At 51.9% G+C, this 22,969-nt stretch carries 17 protein-coding genes; 9 read left to right on the top strand and 8 right to left on the bottom strand.

All coding sequences use genetic code 11. The annotated features are described in order from the left end of the window. The first annotated feature begins 76 nt into the window (after positions 1–76). On the top strand, positions 77–772 hold the full coding sequence (locus SH302x_RS02130; protein WP_479366969.1) for a hypothetical protein: 696 nt from the start codon (positions 77–79) through the stop codon (positions 770–772). A 171-nt stretch (positions 773–943) separates the two neighbouring features. On the opposite strand, the gene SH302x_RS02125 is transcribed toward SH302x_RS02130, so the two are convergent. After that, positions 944–2,353 carry a Gfo/Idh/MocA family protein gene (locus SH302x_RS02125; protein ID WP_479366967.1) on the bottom strand — a complete coding sequence of 470 codons (1,410 nt, stop codon included), beginning with the start codon at positions 2,351–2,353 and terminating at the stop codon, positions 944–946. A 223-nt stretch (positions 2,354–2,576) separates the two neighbouring features. After that, the gene (locus SH302x_RS02120; protein WP_479366966.1) at positions 2,577–3,674 is read right to left on the bottom strand and encodes a formylglycine-generating enzyme family protein; all 1,098 of its coding nucleotides are present in this window, start codon (positions 3,672–3,674) and stop codon (positions 2,577–2,579) included. 452 nt (positions 3,675–4,126) lie between these two features. On the opposite strand from SH302x_RS02120, the gene SH302x_RS02115 reads away from it, so the two are divergent. Then, positions 4,127–5,230, top strand: coding sequence for an FAD:protein FMN transferase (locus tag SH302x_RS02115; protein WP_479366964.1), 1,104 nt, complete (start codon positions 4,127–4,129; stop codon positions 5,228–5,230). A 1-nt stretch (position 5,231) separates the two neighbouring features. On the opposite strand, the gene SH302x_RS02110 is transcribed toward SH302x_RS02115, so the two are convergent. From SH302x_RS02110 to SH302x_RS02100, 3 genes are all read right to left on the bottom strand, one after another. Next, positions 5,232–6,086 carry a hypothetical protein gene (locus tag SH302x_RS02110; protein WP_479366962.1) on the bottom strand — a complete coding sequence of 285 codons (855 nt, stop codon included), beginning with the start codon at positions 6,084–6,086 and terminating at the stop codon, positions 5,232–5,234. Positions 6,087–6,207: 121 nt separating this feature from the next. Continuing rightward, on the bottom strand, positions 6,208–6,993 hold the full coding sequence (locus SH302x_RS02105) for a FliA/WhiG family RNA polymerase sigma factor (protein ID WP_479366960.1): 786 nt from the start codon (positions 6,991–6,993) through the stop codon (positions 6,208–6,210). A gap of 171 nt (positions 6,994–7,164) precedes the next feature. Next, on the bottom strand, positions 7,165–7,428 hold the full coding sequence (locus SH302x_RS02100) for a hypothetical protein (RefSeq protein ID WP_479366958.1): 264 nt from the start codon (positions 7,426–7,428) through the stop codon (positions 7,165–7,167). 373 nt (positions 7,429–7,801) lie between these two features. On the opposite strand from SH302x_RS02100, the gene SH302x_RS02095 reads away from it, so the two are divergent. The 5 genes from SH302x_RS02095 to SH302x_RS02075 all read left to right on the top strand — a co-directional run bounded on the left by SH302x_RS02095 (position 7,802) and on the right by SH302x_RS02075 (position 15,395). Further along, the gene (locus SH302x_RS02095) at positions 7,802–8,488 is read left to right on the top strand and encodes a hypothetical protein (RefSeq protein ID WP_479366957.1); all 687 of its coding nucleotides are present in this window, start codon (positions 7,802–7,804) and stop codon (positions 8,486–8,488) included. Positions 8,489–8,780: 292 nt separating this feature from the next. Beyond that, on the top strand, positions 8,781–11,657 hold the full coding sequence (locus SH302x_RS02090) for a DUF1549 and DUF1553 domain-containing protein (RefSeq protein ID WP_479366955.1): 2,877 nt from the start codon (positions 8,781–8,783) through the stop codon (positions 11,655–11,657). Between the two features lie 91 nt (positions 11,658–11,748). Next, positions 11,749–13,218, top strand: coding sequence for a DUF1501 domain-containing protein (locus SH302x_RS02085; protein ID WP_479366953.1), 1,470 nt, complete (start codon positions 11,749–11,751; stop codon positions 13,216–13,218). A gap of 78 nt (positions 13,219–13,296) precedes the next feature. Next, entirely contained in the window at positions 13,297–14,472 is a 1,176-nt protein-coding gene (locus SH302x_RS02080; protein ID WP_479366951.1) for a carbon-nitrogen hydrolase family protein, read from the top strand. A gap of 413 nt (positions 14,473–14,885) precedes the next feature. Continuing rightward, a complete protein-coding gene (locus tag SH302x_RS02075) occupies positions 14,886–15,395 on the top strand; it encodes a PH domain-containing protein (protein WP_479366950.1) in 510 nt (169 codons plus the stop codon). Between the two features lie 1,211 nt (positions 15,396–16,606). On the opposite strand, the gene SH302x_RS02070 is transcribed toward SH302x_RS02075, so the two are convergent. From SH302x_RS02070 to leuA, 3 genes are all read right to left on the bottom strand, one after another. Next, positions 16,607–17,296: a hypothetical protein gene (locus tag SH302x_RS02070; protein WP_479366949.1), complete on the bottom strand. Its 690-nt coding sequence runs from the start codon at positions 17,294–17,296 to the stop codon at positions 16,607–16,609. Between the two features lie 190 nt (positions 17,297–17,486). Then, on the bottom strand, positions 17,487–18,350 hold the full coding sequence (locus SH302x_RS02065; protein ID WP_479366947.1) for a hypothetical protein: 864 nt from the start codon (positions 18,348–18,350) through the stop codon (positions 17,487–17,489). A 667-nt stretch (positions 18,351–19,017) separates the two neighbouring features. Continuing rightward, positions 19,018–20,673, bottom strand: a complete 1,656-nt coding sequence (gene leuA, locus SH302x_RS02060) for a 2-isopropylmalate synthase (RefSeq protein ID WP_479366945.1) — start codon at positions 20,671–20,673, stop codon at positions 19,018–19,020. Between the two features lie 365 nt (positions 20,674–21,038). Here leuA and queC point away from each other — a divergent pair, with 365 nt between their 5' ends. Both queC and SH302x_RS02050 read left to right on the top strand, forming a co-directional pair. Then, entirely contained in the window at positions 21,039–21,797 is a 759-nt protein-coding gene (gene queC, locus SH302x_RS02055; RefSeq protein ID WP_479366943.1) for a 7-cyano-7-deazaguanine synthase QueC, read from the top strand. Positions 21,798–21,933: 136 nt separating this feature from the next. Further along, complete coding sequence (locus SH302x_RS02050) at positions 21,934–22,959, top strand: AAA family ATPase (protein ID WP_479366941.1); 1,026 nt, start codon at positions 21,934–21,936, stop codon at positions 22,957–22,959. The last annotated feature ends 10 nt before the right edge of the window (positions 22,960–22,969 follow it).

The raw sequence follows: 22,969 nt of genomic DNA, 5'->3' as shown, positions 1-22,969 counted from the left end.
GACCTAGCGATGCATGAACAAACCAGTTCAGTCGACTAATCGCAGTTCGTTCACAGCTTGACTCTGGAGCATCATCTTGACAACTACTGCGGCACGCTATCTGGAATCAAAAAAGGGCAAGAAAGTCGGCGGCGGCGAATGCGCTCACCTCGCATCCGAAATGTTGCGAGTGATCGGAGCAGACTTTACGCGTACCGATGGAGTCAACAAAAAAGATTACATCTGGACAACCGACCTTGTCACTGCCTACACACCCAGCAGAAAACGTCATAGTGTTCGGTTCCGCGTCGGCGACATCTTGCAGTTTCACCATGCCACATTCAGTTCCGGCGGGACCAGTAAACTGGAACACCACACGCAAGTAGTTGGCACGACCGATGGAAATGGCAAGATCTTAAAAGTCTACGAACAGAACATCAGCAAAGTGCGCACGGTCCTACTGCGAAACGCCATTGACTTATCAAAGATCTCCGATGGCAAAGTCAGTGTTTACAGGCCGGTGACACGCAAAAACAGTACAGGATTGCTTGAGTACTCTATCGTGAACAATACCTCTTCCCTGCGCACGTGTTCCATTGTGATTGGTCAAAAGACTTCCAACTTTCAGATCACCGAGTACAACACCGCCAACAGTTACTCGGTGCGTTGGACAACCTTCACGGGCAGCGTTGCGCCAACATTGAAAATTGGCGCTAGTAGCGTGAGAATTAGACATGGCGCTGGTTATGAGATCTACTTATCCGCTGGCAAGGCGGCTCTCAGGACGATCTGAGCACGAGAGATAAGTCGTTTAACCGTGTGCCCAACCGGCCGCGATACTACCGCCAGGCATAACCAACGCGGGGCGATGCCCGCGCGGTTAAACGAAGTTGAAGAAAAACGCGTACGCCTGCGGCTAACGGTTAAGCGGAGATAGCCGCAAACTGTGGTGATCGCCTAAGGCTTAAGATCCCTTGCGGGGGTCATACTCATAGTTCTTGAGGATCCCAGGCATCGGAATTGGATAAGTTCCATCGGCATTGGCGGGCAATGGTGAAGTACCATTGAGCGTCAAGCTACTGAGGTCCGGTGCAAACTCATGATCATGATTCAACATCTCATCGTAAGTGACCTTCTGGCCGGTATGAGCCGCCATGCGGCCCATCGACGTCACCACACTGGCAATCACGCCACGTTCGACTTCATTATGTGGCTTGTCTTCGCGAATCGATGCGATCAAATGATCCCATTCCAACTGATAAGGATTCGGTTCCGATTCCATCGCACTCCAGACCACATTGCGGCGAGTCATCTTATGTCCGCTGTAGATCTTGCAGCGAGCCGGAGTGTGGGCGGCTGCAGAAATAGTCGCCGATCCCTTCGTGCCATGTGCATACGAAGCGAACTCATCATGGCATCCGGGCATACAGCGTCCATTCAAGAAGAGCTTGGTGCCATCATCAAAAGTGTATTCAACACTGTAGGTATCGAAGTTTTGATCGACACTATCGCCCCGATAATGACGACCACCACTTGCCACAGCTTCTACAGGCCATGCGTCTTTAACCCAGCAACATTCATCAATGTTATGAATCAAAAAGTCGCTGTAAGCTCCACCGCTGAGCCACAAGAACGAATGGAATCGCGAGACCTGAAACATCAGCTCATTCATGCTCTCCGGTTTCTTAGGCGAGAAAGCCGAGCCGGTTGGCCCTGCCATGCGATAAGCACGCATGGTCGTGATGTCACCGATGGCACCATCGCGAATCTGATCGATCAGCGCTTTACGTGCATCACAATGTCGGCACATCAAACCAACTCCGACTTTTAGATTCTTTTCCGCTGCTCGCCGGCCAAGCTCCAACATGCGTCGCGATGATGGCCCGTCGACAGTAACGGGTTTCTCCATAAAGACGTTCAAACCTTTCTCGATTGCATACGTGAAATGCAACCATCGGAACGCCGGCGGCGTGGACAAAATTACCACGTCACCAGGATTCAATGCATCCATCGCTTGCTTGTAGCCATCAAAGCCGATGAACTTCCGATCGTCAGGTACATCGACCTTATCGCCAAATTTGGCCGATAGTCCACTGTGACTTGGGTTGAGCTTCTCGGGAAACACGTCGGCCATCGCCTTCAATTGGATTTCGCCGTTGTTCACCGACAATGCGTTTTCCGCCGCACCGGTTCCACGACCACCGCAACCGACTAAGGCAACTTGCACTTTGTCGCTTCCAGCAGCATGCACCGCTGGAGCACGCAGAGCGGAGGTCGCTACGGTGGCGGCCGCCGCAACGGCACTTGTGTTACGGAGAAAGTCTCGGCGATTGGCCCCGACACTGACATTTTTTGGAGAGGTATCTTCTGACATTCAACATGCCTTCAACTAGATGACAATAAACCACAAAACGCTCACGGTATCACCGCGTTCTACTGTCAGACACAAACATACGCGAGTTTTGGCGGGATCCCCCCATGGCTTCACGTACGCCTACGGCTAACGGTTAAACAAATCAAAACAACACTCAACTAGCAACTCGCTAGCCCGTGAACGGTTACAGTAAAACAAACAACGGCAATTCAAACTATCTTCTTTAGCGATCCAGCGGCAGGGGAACGGGCCGTTCCTTCATCACTGGCTCGCTGAATTCCCAATACTTCTGCTTTTCTTCTGCCGAAGGTTCGACCAACGGCCGCACGACGCGGAAACCGACATGCAGTGCATCGGTAAGATACCAAATACTCACCGGGTTTTGTGGGTCCTGAGCGATCCAGTCCTCATTAGAACCTTCCCTCGCCGAACTTCGAAGCGCTTCAGCCGGTTGATTCCAGCCTCCACCTCGCACCGTTCTAGGATAAAGTGTGGTGGGCGCGTTGAGCGGATTGACCTTCGCCGCACTCGGGTCCTCTACGGAATATCCATCTTCGGTGTATTGATCCAAGACCCACTCAGCGACATTACCATGAATGTCATAAAGCCCCCACGGGTTCGGCTTTTTCTGGCGGACCTTAGCATAACCTTCTTCGTAGTTATCCTCGTACCACGCGTAAGCATCCAGCATCGCAGGATCGTCACCAAAAAAGTAATCGGTTGTCGTGCCAGCCCGACACGCGTACTCCCACTCCGCTTCGGTTGGTAATCGATAGTACCGGCCCGTCTTGGCAGATAGCCATTTACAATAAGTTCGCGCGGCATGCTGCGTCATACAAATCGCAGGAAAGCCCCGTTTGCCCATACCGAAAGTCATGTCCACATAAGGCGGTGTCGGCTGGCTCTTTTGAAACACATCCGCTAGTTCATCGCGTTTGGTCAATGCAAAGCCACGGACTTCGCGCGAGGATATATCCAAATCACTCATCCAAACGTCGTAAGCATCCCAAGTGATCTCACACTCGCTCATCCAAAACGGCGATACTGTGACCCGATGCACCGGTTGCTCGTCGGGCTTGGCTAACTTTGAATCGCTGCCCATGGAGAACGTTCCACCGGGAATCGGAACCATGGCGATAGAGACATCTGTGTGCTCAAGTGTCTCCTTATACTGCTTCATGTCGGCTTCCGACTCCGCCTGAGCATCTTTGTTTTCGATGACAGGCGATGTCAAATCATCAGCACACAAAGTCGCGACGCAGCAAAACAACCATGAAGTCACACCAGCGGTTTTCGCGGCGCGAGCCAAAAACGATAACATGTAAATGGTACTAATTTCCTAGGGAGTCAAATAAGTGATGATAGAAGTATTTAATCTTCCGGAACTCGTCCGACTTGCTAACGGCTACTTACCAAATTGCAGAATTGAAGTTTGGCATAGCAGCCTGTGGTGGGAAGTCACAATTATTGTGGCATATGGGGGTGGGCAATGGAAGTAATCCTTGACGAATCCATCCCTTGCAATCTAACGTCAATCGATTCAGATTGCAACCAAACGAGTACGTAACCGTTCACACTTCGATCAGCCGCAGGGCATTCCTACCGGTTTTTGTAGCCTCTTACCTGACAACCGGGGCTATCGCCCAGCGGCTCATTGGCTCATGTTTTTGTGACTTCCATGATTGAGGCGTGAACGGTTGCACGAATACTTTAGCAAGGCACGATGACCATCGCCTTTTTGCCGCAGTAGCCACTTTTCTAAGGGAACCCCTTATGCAAGTCCGCTTTTCTAGCCTCACCACCGCGGGCGTTAACAGCTTAGCGGTGTGCCTGAGCGTCATGTTGGCCTTGGGATTGGTGCAACCCGCAGTCCAAGCTCAATCCACTGCCGCAGTATCAGGTTATGAACTCACCTTTCCGGCCATGGGCTCCACTTTTCACATCGCAGCCTATACCTCGGATGAACAGATGCTGGCCGAAGTCGCTCAGCGGATTGAGTTGGAAGTCCAACGTTTAAATATGGTCTTTAGCGACTATGATCCCAACAGCGAACTGGAACGCTGGCAAGCCGCAGCCAGTCCATCCGACGTGGAACTGTCGGACGATCTGTTCGCAGTCTTGGAGCTTTCCGACCAGTGGTATCACAAGACAAACGGTGCATTTGACGCGTCGATCGGCCAGTTGACACGTCTGTGGCGACAACGCCGCAAATCCAATGCGTTGCCAGGGGCCGACGAAGTCGCAGCCGCTCGGCAGCATACCGGCTGGCGGCACATGACCATCGACCGATCTTCGCGGCGTGTCAGCACCTCCGATCGAGAGCTAATGATCGATCTAGGTGGCATCGCCACGGGTTATACGGTCGACAAGTGCTTTGACATGCTACAGCAAGCTGGTATCCACGCTTGCCTGATCAACAGCGGTGGAGACATTCGTTGTGGTGACGCCCCCCCCAATCGCGAAGGCTGGAAGATCGAAGTCGCCGGCCTTGCAAAAGACCAAGCTCCCCTGCGTTACCTCACGCTGTCCAATTGCGCGGTCACCACCAGTGGCGACCTCTGGCGATTTGTCGAGATCGATGGCGTTCGGAGAAGCCATATCATCGACCCAAAGACTGGCTACGGCATACCCGGCCCGATGTCGGTGACCGTGATTGCCCAGACTTGTCTGGAAGTCGATGTGCTAGGAACGACCTTAAGTGTCCTGGGCCCTGAACAAGGCAGCAAGTTTCTTAGTGAAAACTTTCCCAACGCAGAAGCCTTCTTCGTTTGGCAACCGGAACCCAACGGACCACTTCGAACCAAAGAAACCGATGGCTTTACTGCTATATCCAAGTCCATCGATCATCTCGATACGCTGACACCGGCGACGGAGTGATTTACTTGGACTGACGAATCAACTGCATCTCGCGGATATCCATCGCCGCTTGCTTGGCAATTGCTTTGGCCTTGACCACCAATTGGTATTCGCCCGCGGCGGCCACTTCGACGCGACCTAACGATTGCCAGCGGAAGTTTTGAAAGTGGCCGGTCTCGATAGTCTTGAACTCAACCTTCGCTACATCTTTTGCCAAGCCATCTTTGAGCTCTTGCAGCACAAACTCAATATCGCTGCCGCCCTGCCCCGCTCCACATCCATAAAGTGTCGCAAGTTCATAGCTGCCAGGCTGAGTTAATTGAAATCTCCAGCTAGCATAGTCGCTTGCGTCAGCCCACCAGCCGACGGTATTTTTGAACGCTTGTGGCTCATAGCGAATCTTGCTGCCGTGTGTCGTGGCAAAGCTTGCAGGCAAACGCAAAGAGCCGTCGGCTTTGGAGACGAGCTTGTCTGCCTGCTCCATGCTCACGGGACGGTCCGAACATTGCATTGTAATGACCAATTCAAAATCGTCTTCGGATTTATGCTGCGATGCATCCCATTTTAGCACCCATGACTTGGGCAGCGGATCCAGTTTGATTTCGCAACTCCCTTCGCGGACTTCTCCCTTAATCGATTCAACCATTGTCGCCAACCTCGGGATCTCGATGGAGCCGCGGATGGTGGTACGAAAGTTGTGCAAGGTGACTGTCTGCTCATTGAATGCCAACGACCAATCCGGATTCTTAGTCAAGAACTGTCCCAACCAACGCACGGCGTCTCCTGAGGGTTCTCCGAATAGCTCCATAAGATTTAGCTCGGCTGGTACCGGGTTAGCCGTATTGGGCTTCTCTTGAGCGACCAGCGACTGCGGCATACAAAAGCAACAAAAGCCCAGTATGAGTAAACATACTGAGCTTTGCGATGTACACGCCATTGCTGGACGGTTGCTGTGTTGGAGAGGGAAGGACTTGAACAGCAACTGAGCGATTGACATTTTAGGTTCCAAATTCTGGACGACGTCGTCCTAGCTGCTCCTGCAATCTTTGGACGATACTGGTGTGCATTTGACTGACGCGGCTTTCACTCAGGTCGAGTGTCTGGCCGATTTCCTTCATAGTCAGCTCTTCGTAGTAATACAGAATGATAATCAATCTTTCGTTGCGATTTAACCCTTTGGTCACTAATCGCATCAAATCACCCTTCTGAATACGACGCGTCGGGTCTTCACCCTTCTTGTCTTCCAGGATATCGATTTCGCGAACATCCTTGTAGCTGTCGGTTTCGTACCACTTTTTGTTCAGTGATACCAAGCCGACTGCGGCCGCTTCGCTTTTCAGCTTTTCCAGCTCGCCCAGCGGTAATTCCATAACTTCGGCTAGCTCGTTATCGGTAGGATAACGACCATAACGCTTCTCGAGCGTTTTGGTGGCTTCAGCCAATTTGCTGGCTTTGCTGCGAACCAAACGCGGGACCCAGTCCATCGTGCGCAGCTCATCGAGCATCGCTCCGCGGATACGAGGTACGCAGTAGGTTTCGAATTTCACTCCGCGTTCCATATCGAACGCATCGATCGCGTCCATCAGGCCGAAAACGCCAGCGCTTATCAAATCATCGACATCTACGCCGTCGGGTAGACGCGATCGCAACCGTTCCGCGTTATAGCGGACCAAATGCGTGTAGGCCTCGATGAGGGTATTTCGTAATTCTTTGTTGGTTTGGTCCGCTTTGTAACGAACCCAAACATCTGAAAGATCGACTTTTGACGCGATCGTCGTTGCCATTCAAAACCTCCGTGCTGTCCTGGCAAAATTGCCTTTTTCGGCGACTTGCGACCGGGCGGACTGTAGCGGAATCGTTTCCGTAAAGCCATGCCAGTCGCAATAAAATCGTATCCAATAAATTACGTGCTTTAAGTGCGAGCGGCGTAAGCCGTTCGCGATTGCCCTAAGGGCTTAGTTTGAGTTCGCTTTCCCGGGAGAAGCGCTCTTGTGTTGTTCCTGATATTGCTGGACTGCCTGACGAAACTTTGTTTCCAGTGAATGGCGTATCAAGTAATCTGCGATCGCGCCAATCACCCAGCCAATGCCGGTAAACAAAAAGGTCAAGCTAACGGCCGATGGCAGTACTTCCAGCGGCGATTGCTGATGCACCGCGCCGCGAAGCATGCAGATGAGCAAAGCGATGGCGCCTAAGCAGGCTGCGTAACCCCTTGCCATATGCACCTCCGTGTGCCATTAACGTAGAAATCCAGTAAAGTCGCTGCGGCGATCCTTTATGTTCTATGCCACATCATTGCAGACAGAACTTGGTCGCCAAGCTTGATATCGTCAACGCAAACGCCATTCCTTGAGCAAACAATCAAAAAAACCCAAAGGTTCATCCAGGGGTATCGGCACAATCGCTACAAGCTGCCCTAGCTCCGCAACACCCCAAATCTATGGCCCAGCGATTTTCTACCTATTTTAACAAAATTGGATGACCTCCCAAACTTCGTAACCTAGCTTTGGTTGTCAATCACAGAACACTACCGCCAGACGGTCAGGCGTACCACGTCAAACGGCAGTAGTGAGCACTGAAAGCTAACCACGAATGAACCCACTGTCGCCACAATCTCGTCAAGCAACTTCCACTAAAGAATCCAGCTCGAAATCCGCTGCATCTAGTTTTGCAGGTTTGGATTACCAGGACCTGGAAGCGCACCTGGAAGTATTTCGTTACGGCGTCTTTGAACTGACCGATGCGATTCGACCATCTTTTGATCTAAAGGTAGTCCCGCGTCAAGGATTCCGTCATGAACAATATGACGACGAAGAGAACCACTCGAAGATTCCAGTGGTCATGGCCTCCGCCACCCGCGATCGCTTGTTCGACCTGTTTATGGACATGCTAGACCCATTGGGCGACGTGGTCGACGTAGTTCTGGAATCCAGCCACAATGGCAGCGGCGATCATAAAGACCTACTGCGAGAGCATATCGATGCTCCTGTACTTAAGAGCATTCTCTACGACTTTGAAGACCTGCTGATGAACGATGGATGCACCGGGATCGCAGTTATGAACCCGAGAAAGCGTCAAGAGATTCAGTTCGACGAACACAAACTGATCGTTGCATATGGTTCACCCCTAGAGTCGTACGAACGCATTTTGATTCAACACGATGTTTATCCTGATGAAGACATTCGCTTTATCACCGAAGCCGAACACGTTCACAGCAGTTCCGACAAGTATGTGAATGAATTCGAAGTCCTTCGTATGCGTTTAGGCATCGACGAATAAGAAATCTCCATTGTAGCGATCTAGACTTAAAACTTGTGCACCGCTCAAACGACTCAACATGGGGCGGCTACTAGTTTCGTTACACTATCAAAACAAATGCCGCCGCATTATCGGTTCTAAACTAAGAACCAAATACACTGGCTAAGCGTTCATCGGAACTTGAGTGGCCGCCAAAGCAGTCATGCGACGCGTTTTGCGCCTTGCCCGATCTGCCGCGTTGACTTGGCAACTCAGCCTGTTAAACTCGAATCTGTGGTGTTAGTGATTCGGGTATCAAACGAGGCGAGCGTTGATGTCGACTGCATCGAAAACCAGTTTCCCCCTGTGGCCCCCCCGATCGCTAGTATCCTCGCGATTCAGCCGGTTTCCAGTCTCGCTCGGCTGGTTGTTTCTCTGGCTGCTATGCACTTCTGCGGCGGAAGCAAAACCTCCTCATAAAGCGGCAATCGTCAACTTCTACGGCGATGCCCTGCCCCAGAATTTACGAGACTGTACGCTGTGCCACCTTTCCAAAGAAGAAAAGGATGCCGCAGCCGCTGGAACTTTGCAAAGCGAAAAACAGCCCTGGAATGCATATGGTCGCTCCCTGATGGAACTAGGCCAGCAACAAGTAGCCCTCGGCGCTGCTCGCCCAGGTGACATACTGGAACGAATCCGAAAGCTGGCGGATCAAGATGCGGACGGTGATGGAATTGCCAACGAACTGGAATTGCTGGCTGGAACTTCGCCCGGTCACACACAACAGCTCCCTGACCAAGCGCAGCTTGCCGCAGCAACCAAACTACAATCGGAAAGACGACAAGCAGAAGCTTACCCTTGGAAGCCTTTCGCCCCTGTGCTGCGGCCGCCCGTCCCCCAAGTCGATAACGTTCAGTGGGTAACCAATCCCATCGATGCCTTTGTCGCAGCCCAACATGCGGCCACGGGACTAACGCCCCAGTCGCCAGCCGAACCTGCCGTGCTCCTGCGACGCGTTTATCTGGACTTGATCGGACTGCCGCCTAACGCTCAAGAACTAGCGGACTTTTTGGCCGATCCATCACCCAAGGCATATGCGGATATTGTCGACCGCTTGCTGGCTAGCCCACAACACGGTGAACGTTGGGGCAGGCACTGGATGGATATCTGGCGCTATAGCGATTGGGCCGGCTGGGGTGAGCAAGTGCGTGACAGCCATCCCCACGTGTGGCGCTGGCGGGACTGGATTGTCGACTCTCTCAATCAAGACAAAACGTATGACCAAATGCTGCTGGAGATGCTTGCAGCGGATGAACTGTATCCGGACGATCAAGACGCTCTCGCGGCGACAGGTTACTTGGTCCGCAACTACAAGAAGCTGAGCCGTGAGCAGTGGATGAACGAAACAGTCGACCATACCTCTCGTGCGTTCTTGGCTGTGACTTACAAATGCGCGCAGTGCCATGATCACATGTATGATCCGTTGACTCATGAAGAGTACTTTCAGTTTCGCGCGTTCTTCGAGCCCTACCAAGTGCGCATGGATCCAGTGGGTCAGTCCAATGATGTTGCAAGCTCAGCCCTTTCCCGCGTCTACGATGGCCAGCCACATGCAAAAACTGCGTTCTACTTGCGAGGCGACGAACGTTCACCAGATTCAGAGCGCACGATCGTCCCGGCAGTGCCTGCGTACCTCGGAGGTGGAGCTCTTCCTGCCGAGCCAATTGAATTGACGTGCTACGATTATTATCCTGCGCTGCGGCCGGCCCAATTGAACGCCCGGCGAGCGGAAGTACGTCAAACGATAGAATCCAGTCTCACGGCGCTTCGCAAGGCTGATGAAGACCTGTTGAATCATCCCGCTGATCAGTCCACCGCTGCTGCCGATTGGCAAACGACGCTGCCGAATCTGGAATTCGCACAAGCACTGGCTTCTCGACAACTTGCGGCCGCGTTGGCTGAGCAATTGTCGCTGGAGGCAAGAATTGCAGCCGATCAAGCCAAGTACTCGGATCGGAAAGTTGCAGACGAGGTGATCAAAGAACTTTCCATCCAGGCCAGTCGCCTCCAGCGCCAAGCGGCATTAGCCCAGGCCGAAGCGAAATGGTTCTCCGTTCGCCAAACATTCAAGCAATTGGAAGCGAAAACGTCCGAGGACCAAGAGCACCAAAAAGCATTCGACGAAGCAGCCAAGAAGTTCCAAGAAGCGTCCTCTGCTCGTGACGCGGCCACCAAGGCCATCGCCGACGATAGCGACCAGTACACGGCACTTGGCGAAGTCTATCCTAAGACCAGCAGCGGTCGCCGCTTGGCGCTGGCTCGCTGGCTGATCGATCGCAACAACCCGCTGACCAGCCGTGTTGCCGTGAATCATCTTTGGGCTCGTCATTTTGGACGTGGGCTCGTTGCGACCGTCGATGAATTCGGCAGCAACGGCCACGCTTCCTCTCTGCCTGCCCTGCACGATTGGCTGGCCGCTGAACTAATGGAACCAACGCAAACAGATTCAACCGGCGAGCCAACCCAACCTTGGTCGATGAAGCATTTGCATCGCTTGATTGTGCTTTCCAGTACATATCGCATGGGTTCTGGGTATGACGCAGCTTCTGCAAGTCGCGATCCAGAGAATCAATACCTCTGGCGTATGACACCGCGACGGATCGAAGCCGAAGCGGTCCGCGACAGCGTGCTGTATGTGGCCGGAAGTCTCGACTTACATCGTGGTGGCCAAGAATTAGACCACGACCAAGCGCTGAAGATCCCACGCCGCAGCATTTACTTCCGACATGCCCCCGAGAAGCAAACGCAGTTCTTGCAGATCTTCGACATGGCAGCTCCCACCGAGTGCTATCAACGTCGAGAAAGCATTGTCCCGCAACAAGCCTTGGCACTTGCCAACAGCGAACTGAGCGTCACCCAGTCGCGTCGTCTAACACGCCGCCTACATCCGCAAGCGGACTCAGATGACTCCCTTTTTGTGAGCCTTGCTTTCCAACAAGTGCTCAGCCGTCATCCTTCCGACCTGGAACTGAAAGAATGCCAAACGTTCTTGGCCGATCAAACGTCGGCATTAGGTAACTTGGCTGAACCAAACACAACCACCTCCGAAGAATCAGATTTGACCAAGCCTGCCTCGGCTGCGGATGTTCGAGCTCGTGAAAACTTGATTCATGTTTTGTTCAACCATCACGAGTTTGTTACACTGCGTTGACGCCCCGTTTGCGTTGCCCTCCCACCTCCCCACCCAACCCTTCCAATCTCAACGTGGCGCGCGTTCCATGCCGCCCAAGGGATCGACAGCCATGAAACCACGACACCCACAATGTACTGGCCTCAATCGACGTACTTTTCTTGCCGATACTGGCATGGGCTTTACCGGTTTGGCCTTAGGGGCCATGTTTTATCGCGATGGGAGTCTGCGACGAATCCATGCAGAAGAACAAACGGCTCACCTTCGACCAGCACCATTCGCGAAAGCCAAATCGGTTATCTGGATCTTTTTGTGTGGCGGTGTCAGCCAGATGGAAAGCTTTGACGTCAAGCCCGAACTGAACAAGTACCAAGGCAAATCGATTGATGAAACGCCTTACCAGAACTTCTTCAATCAAGAGCGAGAACTGAAGAACTTAGTCGGCATCAACCCAACTCATAAACACCGCAAAGAGCTGATGGGGCTCAACACCGGCTACAAGCAGTATGGTCAGTGCGGTTTGACCGTCGGTGATTGGTTTTCCAAAATTGGAGAGTGCGCCGATGACCTCGCCGTCGTACGTTCCTTATGGACAATCCATAATGATCACGGCACTCAATTGACATGGCATACAGGTCGACATCCGCGCGAAGGCGCATTGCCGACGTTGGGGTCTTGGATCAACTATGGACTTGGCGCTGCCAATGAGAACCTTCCTCAATACGTTGTGCTGGGAGAGCCGACGGGCGACTGCTGCGGTGGTTCGTGGACTCATGGGTCCGGATACCTAGGCCCCGAGTTTGCGGGCGTTCGACTGGATACCCGTGGCGATCAACCCTTGCCATTTGCCAAGCCGGCCGCTGGCATGACGGCGCAAGAGCAATCCGCCGAATTCAGCCTCATTGGCAAGCTCAATCGGTTGGCAGGTATCGAGTATCCCGACGATCCCCAGTTACGAGCGAGAATCAAATCCTACGAGCTCGCCTTTGGAATGCAGGCAGCGGTTCCTGAAGCAGTCGACCTTTCCCAAGAGACAAAAGAGACGCTTGAGCTTTATGGCGCCCAACAAGAGCCGACTCAAACATTCGGTCGCCAATGCCTGATCGCCCGTCGATTGGCCGAGCGTGGCGTTCGCTTTATTCAGTTGTTCCACGGCGGCGGTGGCGGCGGTGACTGGGACGCGCACGGCGACATTAAGAACAATCATACTCGGCTGGCCGCACAAGTGGACCAACCTATCGCGGCGTTGTTAAAGGATCTGAAGCGCCGTGGAATGTTGGATGAGACGCTGGTTGTATTTGGGACCGAGTTTGGCAGGACACCAGGAGCGGAAGGGACAGGACGCGATCATCATCCGCAAGCCTTCAGCGCATGGCTCGCTGGCGGTGGCATCAAAGGCGGCGTCACACATGGCGAAACCGATGAACTAGGTTTTTGGGCCAACTCCAATCCGCACTACGTAACGGATATCCACGCGACGGTCCTGTATCAACTGGGACTCGACTCACGGCAACTTGAGATCCCAGGTCAACGTCGGTTGGATATCGACCACGGCGACCCGATTTGGGACATCATTGCATAGCACAACTTCCCATCGCAACTCGCCAACTTCAATCGACATGTTTAGGCAACCGCTCCTTAACGAATTGAGAATCGAATCGTGAAGAATCTATGTTCTGTATTGATACTTCTGCTTGGACTGAGCGGCTCCTTGATGGCCGATCCAAGCGATTCGGCACCGACGGTTCGAGTCGCAACTTGCCAAGCGGAAGCGCGCAGTATCGACTGGCGTATCACCGACGAAGAAAAGTTCCTGGCTGCCGTTGAACAAAACATCGCAGCACTGGAAAAGCTCATTCAGCAAGCGGGCCAAGCAGCGTGCGATGTCTTGGCGTTCCCAGAAGATACGCTTGGTTTACTGCACTGGCTGGGTGTGAACGAGAAACTAGCGAGCCAGTACCTGCCGCAAGCCAATCGCCTGATGCTAGAGCGTTTGGGGCAAGCGGCCGCCCAGCATCAGATGTATCTAGTGTTCTGCAGCGATCACTTGGAAGACGATGGCGGAATCTATAATACGTCGTTTCTGCTAGGCCGCGATGGTTTAGAGATTGGACGCTATCACAAAGTCTGCCCCACTTGGGCCGAAAGCGGGCTTCGCAGTCGCGGCAATGCTTTCCCAGTTTTTGAGACGCCCGATCTGGGAACCGTTGGCATGGCAATCTGCTACGATCTAGTAATGCCGGAAACCGCGCGATGTTTGGCTTTACAAGGTGCTGACATCATCTTCTTTCCAACGATGGGTGGTGCAGCGATTGGCGACGATGATATAGGGTTGCAAGCTCTGCGGGTACGTGCCGCCGAGAACCGAGTCTACTTAGCGGTCGCTTTCCGCGGCTCAGGAGCCATGATCATTTCTCCGGCCGGAAAGATACTTGCAACCGCCCAGGGGGTGAACGGTTTAGCGATCGCTGACATCAATCCTTTTGGTGGTCGCGAAGGTGGTGATTCGGGCAACCGTCAACAAGACATGCGATCTCGTTTGTTCCGTGAGCGCAATCCGTCTGCCTTTCAGATTCTTACTGCTGCAGACCCACCCGCGCTTAAAAAAGTGCCCCCGCTAGCTTTAAGTCAGCAGCAAGCGGGCCACATCTTTGCCAAGATGTTGACGATCGGCCAAGCGGAATTCAGTGCAGCGCAAAAGCTAATGAATTCCGAGAGTAAATCGGAAGCCATCGCTGCGTTCGAGAAGCTTCGCCGCCAGTACCCTGGCACTTGGATCGATTATGAGTCGCAGCGACGATTGGAAGCCCTGCAACCACAGGCCCCAAGTCAATAATCTATAGCTTAATGCCCAGTCGTCTGCCAACACCCATTCGTTCTGGCGAACGCTGTGTAAGCGACCGACCGACTCCTGCCAGCGAACGGAACGACTTGTCAACTCAAACCAAAGCTAGCGGATAACTGGATCAACTACGGGGCAAGTCTTTAAGTGTTCTCCACAGTGGTCCGCCACTTGCATCACATATTCAGTGTTGCAATCCAACCGCTCCCCAATTGACGGACCTACTCGCCATGCAAGTTCTCACTAGCCAATGCCCACACTGCCAACACGAAGTCGAAAGTACCATCGAGCACCTGGACAAACCAGTAATTTGCCCGAATTGCAGCAAACCATTTGAATTAGAGATGCCAACTGCGTTAGTAACGTCCATCCATCAAATCGATGAGCGATCGGCGGATAAAACCCGCATGGCCGTTGAGCCACAAGAGCGTACGCTTGTGAAGGCTCACCCGGTCGTCTTCCGGGCGCGACCAATCGCAACTCTTGCAATCACGGTTGTTGGGTTAGCTGCAATCGGCTTGATGGCAATGTCAATTTCTGGAAGATCGCTGGCGGGATACCCACTCGACGAAACTGAAATGATTGGACCGCTATCACTGTTGATGTGGCTTTGTACGCTCACCCTTCTGGTGATCTTATGCATTACTGCGTATTGGAAGCTGATGAGCCAGTTTACGACGCTAATCGTCACGGACGACCGCACGATTTATCAACGAGGCCTTATTTCCCGCGAAACATCCGAAGTTCAACACAATGATGTCCGCAATATTCAGCTCGACCAGACGTTCATGCAAAGACTTCTGAATGTGGGAAGCATTGGTATTTCCAGTTCCGGCCAAGACGACCTGGAAGTGGTAGCCAAAAACATGTCTAACCCGGGAAAAATCATCGACTTCATCCGCAAGAACCAAGCCTAACAAGGCGCAAAGCTTGCAGAGGTAGATTTCGCTGCCGTACCGATTGCGGGTTCGATCGCTGATTATTTGTAGTTGAACTTCGTCTTATCCCAGATTTTTAAGCGTCCTTCAGTATCCAACGAATCGAAGGAGACGGCGAATCAACGAGAGTCTAGAACACCAAAGCGGTGTCCGTCGGGGACAAGCCCCGAACGCACATGCTCGCACGTCATGCTTTAGCGTACCTATCCAATTGCGAAGTCTGGGCAAGAGAATGAGGGCAGGAGAATGGTCATGGAATCAATTCTACTGCCCTGATTCTCCTGCCATAAGAAATTCGGTCGCTCTTCGCGCACCAATCCTATTGCGAAGACTGGGCACAAGGCCCAGATGCGCGTCGATGCTTGCACCGCAGCGCGATCCAAATCCCACTGGCTTGTCCAGTGGATCATTGGGTTTCTCGCTACACCAAAGAGCCCGCTACAACGGGAATCCCACTGGCTTGTCCAGTGGATCGTTCGGCTTCTCGCTTTGCAGTAACGACTTTAGCAAGAAACGGAACGATCTCCTGGGCAAGCCAGGAGCATTTGAAAGACAGAAGACCAAGGCACATTGTTCTGAGATCGCGAGCTCTGAGCGACCGTTGGGCTTGCCCCAACGTGTCGCCATAGGATTGGTGTGCTAAACATGCCATACTGGCGATGTCGTCGTAGCGGATCGGTTCTTCTATAGTTATTGGTTAGTAGCGATGTTTATGCAACTTAATGTCCACATCACGTCAAATCAGTTTTGTTAGCGCATCGCAGTATATTCTTGCAAGCTGGCAGGAAGTGACATCGATTTCTTCGTCTGTGAAGTTGGAAGTGTATTGCCAAAAACTCTTGAGACAGATTGCAAGCTGCGAAGTGGCTCATCGTCCTGGTCGCTTTGCACCTCGGGTGTTGAAACGTCGTCGCGATCAATATGCTCTTATGACGCAACCGAGAAACGAACTCCAAAGACGGCTTCGCAAAGGCGATGACCTATTTGAGTAAAAGACCTTAGGATCAACATTACAGTGCCACTCGTGGGTGGCACGAATGGCAGTTCTAAAGGTATTTATGGGGGATCTCAAATCTGTCGCCGATCCATGAAAATCCGCGACCGATTCGAAGGACTCTTGCGCCTTGTAGCGTGACACATTCGAGCTTCTAGAAATCCCCTAAAGTGCAGTGTAGTAACACGCTGGCGCTCTACCTGTAGATAAACCTTAACACCTGCTGGGCAAATGCCCGATAAGGCTCTTGAGGATCAAAACTTTGACTCTCTGCCCATTTTAAGTACTCTCGATACGTTAAAGGTAGTTTTGATATATCAAGACTTGGCTTACTCGCAACCAACTGAATAGATGAATGAGACCTTAGGAAAACTGCTGTCTCATGCATAGCTTCGAACTCAAGTTCGAACGCTCTATAAGCAAATTCGTCTGCACTAATCTTCTTTGAGTACAAGGTGTTCAATAAGCCTTTATACTCTTTTTGCATCTTCGAATTATGTAGCTCAAAAAGGAGTGCCAACCATTTGTCTTGTCCAGTTAGGTTCTGTATTTTTGAGATAAAAACTATTGTGGGGGATCCAAACTGGGACGGGCTGTATTCTGAAATAGCACCGCTAATAGGTTCAAGATCCGACCATAGAATCCTTTGACCGTCAGCACCGCTTTCGAACATCTCAACCACGAAATTCATGATCGGACTAGTCGATTCAATGATTCCTTGCATTTCGGGTCGATCAATGAGCAATTGCTCAAGTTGGCGTTCTCCGAAGGTTTCCTGGCAAAGCAATTGCGTGGCTGATTGCTGCTCGGCGAGCAACAACAACACAGAAGCCACAATGCCTATACAGGCAAATCGCAAGGCACGATCGAAAAAGCTATTCAACATCGTAGTTCAGTTGCTCGGTTTACTTGAAAGACGCTCTATTGAAAGTGTTTTGTAATTTCGTGAGTCGCAATATCGATCCCGACATGAAAACTCCGCGATAGGGGGGCGGCACCTTTTGATTTCAGCAGATTTTGAATCCGATTGCATTCCTTTTGAATCCACTAAACGCATGAATTGGGAAGGCATAAGTCTATGGCTTGCCAACACTAAGCTTTTGTATGGTTGTCTCACTCCAGTTTGGTTCCGAAGTGATTTCCAACTCCGAAATGCCTTCTGAGCCACGATTCACCTTGATAGTGCCACCCTGAACTACTGTTCGATGCAGCAGTAAAAGTATGTCGGGGGAGGTGCAAGACGAGATATCCAAATCCGATATTGATAAAAGTATATCTCCGCTAACTAGGTGTTTGGCAAGCGGATGAAACTGCTGGATGTCGTATAGAATGCATCCTCCCTCAAACACTACAATATCAATCAAGTTATAAAACAATCTGTCTAATACGTATGCTCTGTCGACACTTTCGGAGAAACGGATGTTGGTGTAGTACTCTCCTTTGTCTACTTTGCGAAATTGAAATGTCGGGCTATATTGACGTAGCGATTCTATACCAATAACAGCAAAAGGCGTTTCCAGCTTAGTGACGCAAACGTGTCTAAAAACAAGGCCTTGAAATTCGATGCGCCTCGCGTAACGGCGTTCTCTGGGATTTGTTGTTGATGTTATGTCCGCACTTAGGTCACCAGACTCGACCATTTGCTCGAATGTTTTCTTTGGTAGGCCGATGGACAAGTCATTATAGTCATCCAAAAAAATGGGAATCGCATGTCCATATGTATCGATCGGATTTTGTAACTGCCCCATACTTTTTTTGATTTCGACATCCCAGTGTGACACATCGTTTTCGTTGAGAATCGGAGAATCATGATTTACGCTCGAACTCGACTTGTTTCTAATTCGCAACGATGTCGGAAACAGAATATCGGCTCCGACTAGACCATCAAGCGGGAGGCCTGTAGCTGTGGAATACTCCGTTCCCGCACTAATTGGATTCATCCTAAACCTTTTAATCAGGCCTTGATACGTCGGGAAATCTGTTATCTTCGTTTGCTTCTGCCATTTATCAAGCTTTCGACGGTCATTTTCGGAGTTTGTGAAAATGAACGACCTACCACAGGGGCTACAGAAGAACCGATCTGTTTGACCGCTGTCGCGAGTATTTAAGCAATACAATTGCGGAACTGTGCTCGGAAAGACAAGCTCAAGATCGCGAACTTGGGATCTGACGGTTGGTGAGTGCACGATGCAGAGTAAAAAGAAGAAACAAATAAGTGACTTCATTTTGTGAGCGCTCATATTTGGTGTAGGTATATCTGCAAAAACGGCGTTCGTTTAAATAAGGAAAATTGCGACCGAATAATTTCAGGCGTCGGTACCACATTGGTGTACCACTTTTCCTCGGGTTGCCGCATAGTGGAAGTTCCGAGTGGGAGAGGTGGATCGGTAACGCGCACGTGTGATAGCATTGCGGCGTATTCGCCCCCTTAATCGGCATGACGAAGTGGAACGAAGCGTCGTCGACGTTTGGTTTTAAAGGTCGCAAAACCGTGTGTCAACAAAATTCTAGAAAGTATTCGGCAAATGCACCGGCACGTTTCTAAGGGCATTTGCAGTCCTAGCGTTTTGAACGACGCAAAACAATTAGTTGCATGAACCGAGCCGATCAGGCCAGGCTGCGGTTGATGGCGGCGACTAAGCCTAATAAAGATGCCTTGGTAATCGATCGATGCTGGCCTACACCAAAAAGCTCTTGGCTGTCAGGTGTCTTGATGAGTATGTATGCCGCAGCGGAGGAATCACTGCCGGCCTCCATCGCATGTTCGTGATAATCCAAAATATCGCACGCCAAACCAAAGTACTCGGTGATCGCATGCACAAACGCATCAATCGGCCCAGCCCCCTGCCCTTCGATCTCCGACTTCGCGTCGCGATAGCTGACCGCAAATCGATATCGCTCTTGATCTTCAACCGCACATGCAATCGGAGTATGGTTATGATATGCAAGCGTCGTCGGCGGATTGACGTACGTCTCCAAGAACTTGGCGGCCACTTCATGCGAAGGTATCTCACGACCCGTGCTGTCGGTAATCTTTTGGATCACTTGGCTGAAGGCGATCTGCAAACGTCGAGGCAACTGAAAGCCTAACTCGTTCTCGATCAAATAAGCGACACCGCCTTTGCCTGATTGTGAATTGACGCGAATCACCGGATCATACTGCCGACCGATGTCCGCCGGGTCGATCGTCAAATAAGGCACTTCAAACTGCTCTTGGCCAGTCTCCTTCAGCGCCGCAAAGCCCTTTTTGATCGCGTCCTGGTGCGAACCTGAAAAAGCCGTAAAGACCAAGTCGCCCGCATAAGGCATGCGTTCATGCACTTTAAGCTCAGTACAGAACTCAGCGATGCGCCGGATCTCCTTCAGATTAGAAAAATCTAAAGTCGAATCAATGCCTTGCGTGGTCATGTTCAATGCCATCGTGACAATATCAAGATTGCCTGTCCGCTCGCCATTGCCAAACAGAGTGCCTTCGACTCGCTGAGCCCCAGCCATGAGACCTAACTCCGATGCGGCGATGCCTGTGCCACGATCGTTGTGTGTGTGCAGTGAAATGATCGTCTGGTCGCGATATCGGAACAAACGTGAGAACAGTTCAATCTGATCGGCATAAACATTAGGCGTCGCAAGCTCAACCGTCGACGGCAGATTGATGATCGTCTTCTTAGTTGACGTCGGTTGCCAAACTTCGCAAACCGCTTCGCAGATCTCGACGGCGAAATCGATTTCGGTTCCGGTAAAACTTTCAGGCGAGTACTGATAGCGAATTTCGCTGGACGCTGGTTCGCTTTTGGCCAGATCATGGATATGCTGCGCGCCCTCAACGGCCAGTCGAATGATCTCTTCCTTACTGGCTTGGAAAACGACGCGGCGCTGGAGCGTGGAGGTTGAGTTATAAAGATGAACAATTGCAGATTTCGCACCTCGGATTGCTTCAAAAGTTTTGTCGATTAAGTGCTTGCGAGCTTGAACCAAGACCTGGATCGTGACGCCATCGGGGATTAAGTCCTTCTCGATCAACTCTCTGACGAACACGAAATCGGTTTCGCTAGCGGCCGGGAAGCCAACTTCGATTTCCTTGAAGCCGATTTTTAGCAGCGTTCGAAAGAGCTCCATCTTTTTGGCCGGCCCCATGGGGTTAATCAACGCTTGGTTGCCATCGCGCAGATCGACCGAGCACCAAATCGGCGCGCGGGTGATGGTTTGGTTGGGCCACGTGCGGTCCGGCAATTGGATCGGCGGAAAAGGTACGTATTTGGCCATGATGGTCCTCGATTGCAAGTGTATAAAAAAACCCCGAAGCCCGCCAAAGCGAGTTTCAGGGTTTTCTGTGGTGTATTTTATCGACTCTACGCCAGACCGAACCCGTCACTCGCATTTCGCAAGCGGCAATAGTTGCAGTAAAGTTGGCAGCAGATGGGTCATGTGGATTGGTTGTGGAAATTTTTTCAGTGAATTCGCGAAAAAAAGAGTAGCTGGGCAAAGGACGCGCGTCAAGACGTGCTGGTTCGCGCCAGTGGGCTCGTCGCCGCCCCCCGACCGGTCGCTCCCAGATGCAATGGACATGACTGTGCGACGCGATACGATGAAGCGTCGACAAATCCCAGCAATCATACGCCCCTTTTCTCGTGCCATTCCAGAGTCATTTGATGCAGTCCAGCGATCCCATCCGCCGCACCAAAGCCATCGTTCTGCTAAGCGGTGGGCTTGATTCCGCAACGGTGTTGCAGATCGCTTTGAATCGCGGCTTTGAGGTCGTCGCGCTGTCGTTTCAGTATGGCCAGCGACACGCCGTAGAACTGGAATGTGCCAAAGGCCTTGCTCAAACCCCTGGTGTCATCAAGCACGTGATCATCCAGTTGGATCTAGCCGCCGTCGGTACCTCGGCTTTGACTGATCAAAGCATTGCTGTTCCGAAGCACGATTCGACCGCAGAAATTGGCAGCGAGATTCCGGTGACTTATGTTCCAGCTCGGAATACTTTGTTTCTGTCGTACGCATTGGCTTGGGCAGAATCACTGAATATATGGGACATCTTCATCGGAGTGAACGCGCTAGACTATAGCGGCTATCCAGATTGCCGCCCTGCGTTTATCGACGCTTTCGAACGAATGGCGAATCTGGCCACGCGTGCGGGGGTGGAAGCGATCCAACAGGATGGCACTGCCGCCATCAAGATCCACGCACCACTGATCGATCTGACAAAGGCCGAAATCATTCGGCAAGGTTTGGCGTTGGGTGTCAAGTATGAGAGTACATCTTCGTGCTATGATCCGCTTGTCGATGGTCGCGCGTGTGGACGTTGTGATTCCTGCCTGCTTCGCCAAGCGGGTTTTGCTCAAAATGGCACCGCAGATCCAATTCGCTACGCTCAGAAGTCGACCTGACACGCAAATCGACCTGATGCTGCTCGGTCGCTTGCGAATAAGGGCGATACATTTTGGCCCTTGCGGTCGCATTTGTGGATTTCTGGTTATACTGAAGAGAACCACTTCCCTACCCTGATTGATCAGTCCCGCCCGCATGAACTCACCGGCTAAACTCAGCAACTCCGATCTCGCAATCGCCAATGAACTTCGCCAGCGCATGTCAGACGTTCTCCAAGCGATTTCACAGAAGGTTGTAGGCCAGCATGACACGTTGGAACAATTGCTCGTGGCATTGCTGGCTGGTGGGCATTGCTTGCTAGAGGGTGTTCCCGGCTTGGCCAAAACGCTGATGGTGCGTTCACTGGCCGATGCGATCCACATGCAGTTTGCTCGCGTGCAGTTCACACCAGACCTGATGCCATCGGATATTATTGGCACCGACATCATCCAAGAATCGCATACCGATGGTTCGCGGCAATTGGTCTTTGAAGCGGGACCAATCTTTACGCAGATCTTGTTGGCCGATGAAATCAATCGTACGCCGCCTAAGACACAGGCGGCGCTGCTGGAAGCCATGCAAGAGCACTCGGTCACGGTGGGCCGCAAAACGTATCAACTGCCAGAACCCTTCTTTGTGTTAGCTACTCAAAATCCGATTGAACAGGAAGGCACTTATCCGCTGCCGGAAGCGCAGCGAGATCGCTTCCTGTTGCAAGTGCTGGTCAGCTATCCATCGCGTTCCGATGAAGCAGACATCATGGATCTGACCACCGGTACTAGCCAAGGGGCCATTGAAGCTGTGCTGCACGCGGAAGAGTTGCAGCGATTCCAACGCTTGGTTCGCGCGGTACCTCTGCCGCTGAACGTCAAAGATGCGATCTTGGACTATGTGCGATTGTTGAGACCTAACGAGCCGGACTCGCAAGCGTGGGTCAAAGAGTTTATCGATTGGGGACCTGGTCCGCGAGCTTGCCAACATCTAGCACTGGCGGGCAAGGCACGAGCGTTACTCAAAGGTCGCAGCGTGGTCAGCATCGAGGATATCGAGGCCCTTGCATTGCCAGTTTTGCGACATCGCATCGTTTTGTCTTTTGCAGCGACCGCACAAGGCGAAAGCACCGACAGCGTGTTGACCAAAGCGTGGAAGACTGTTGCGCCCAAGTCGGTGTCTGCCCTCTAAGTTTACGGCT

Source organism: Njordella calcicola (assembly GCF_056494125.1).
This window is presented reverse-complemented; position numbering and strand designations above follow the sequence as displayed.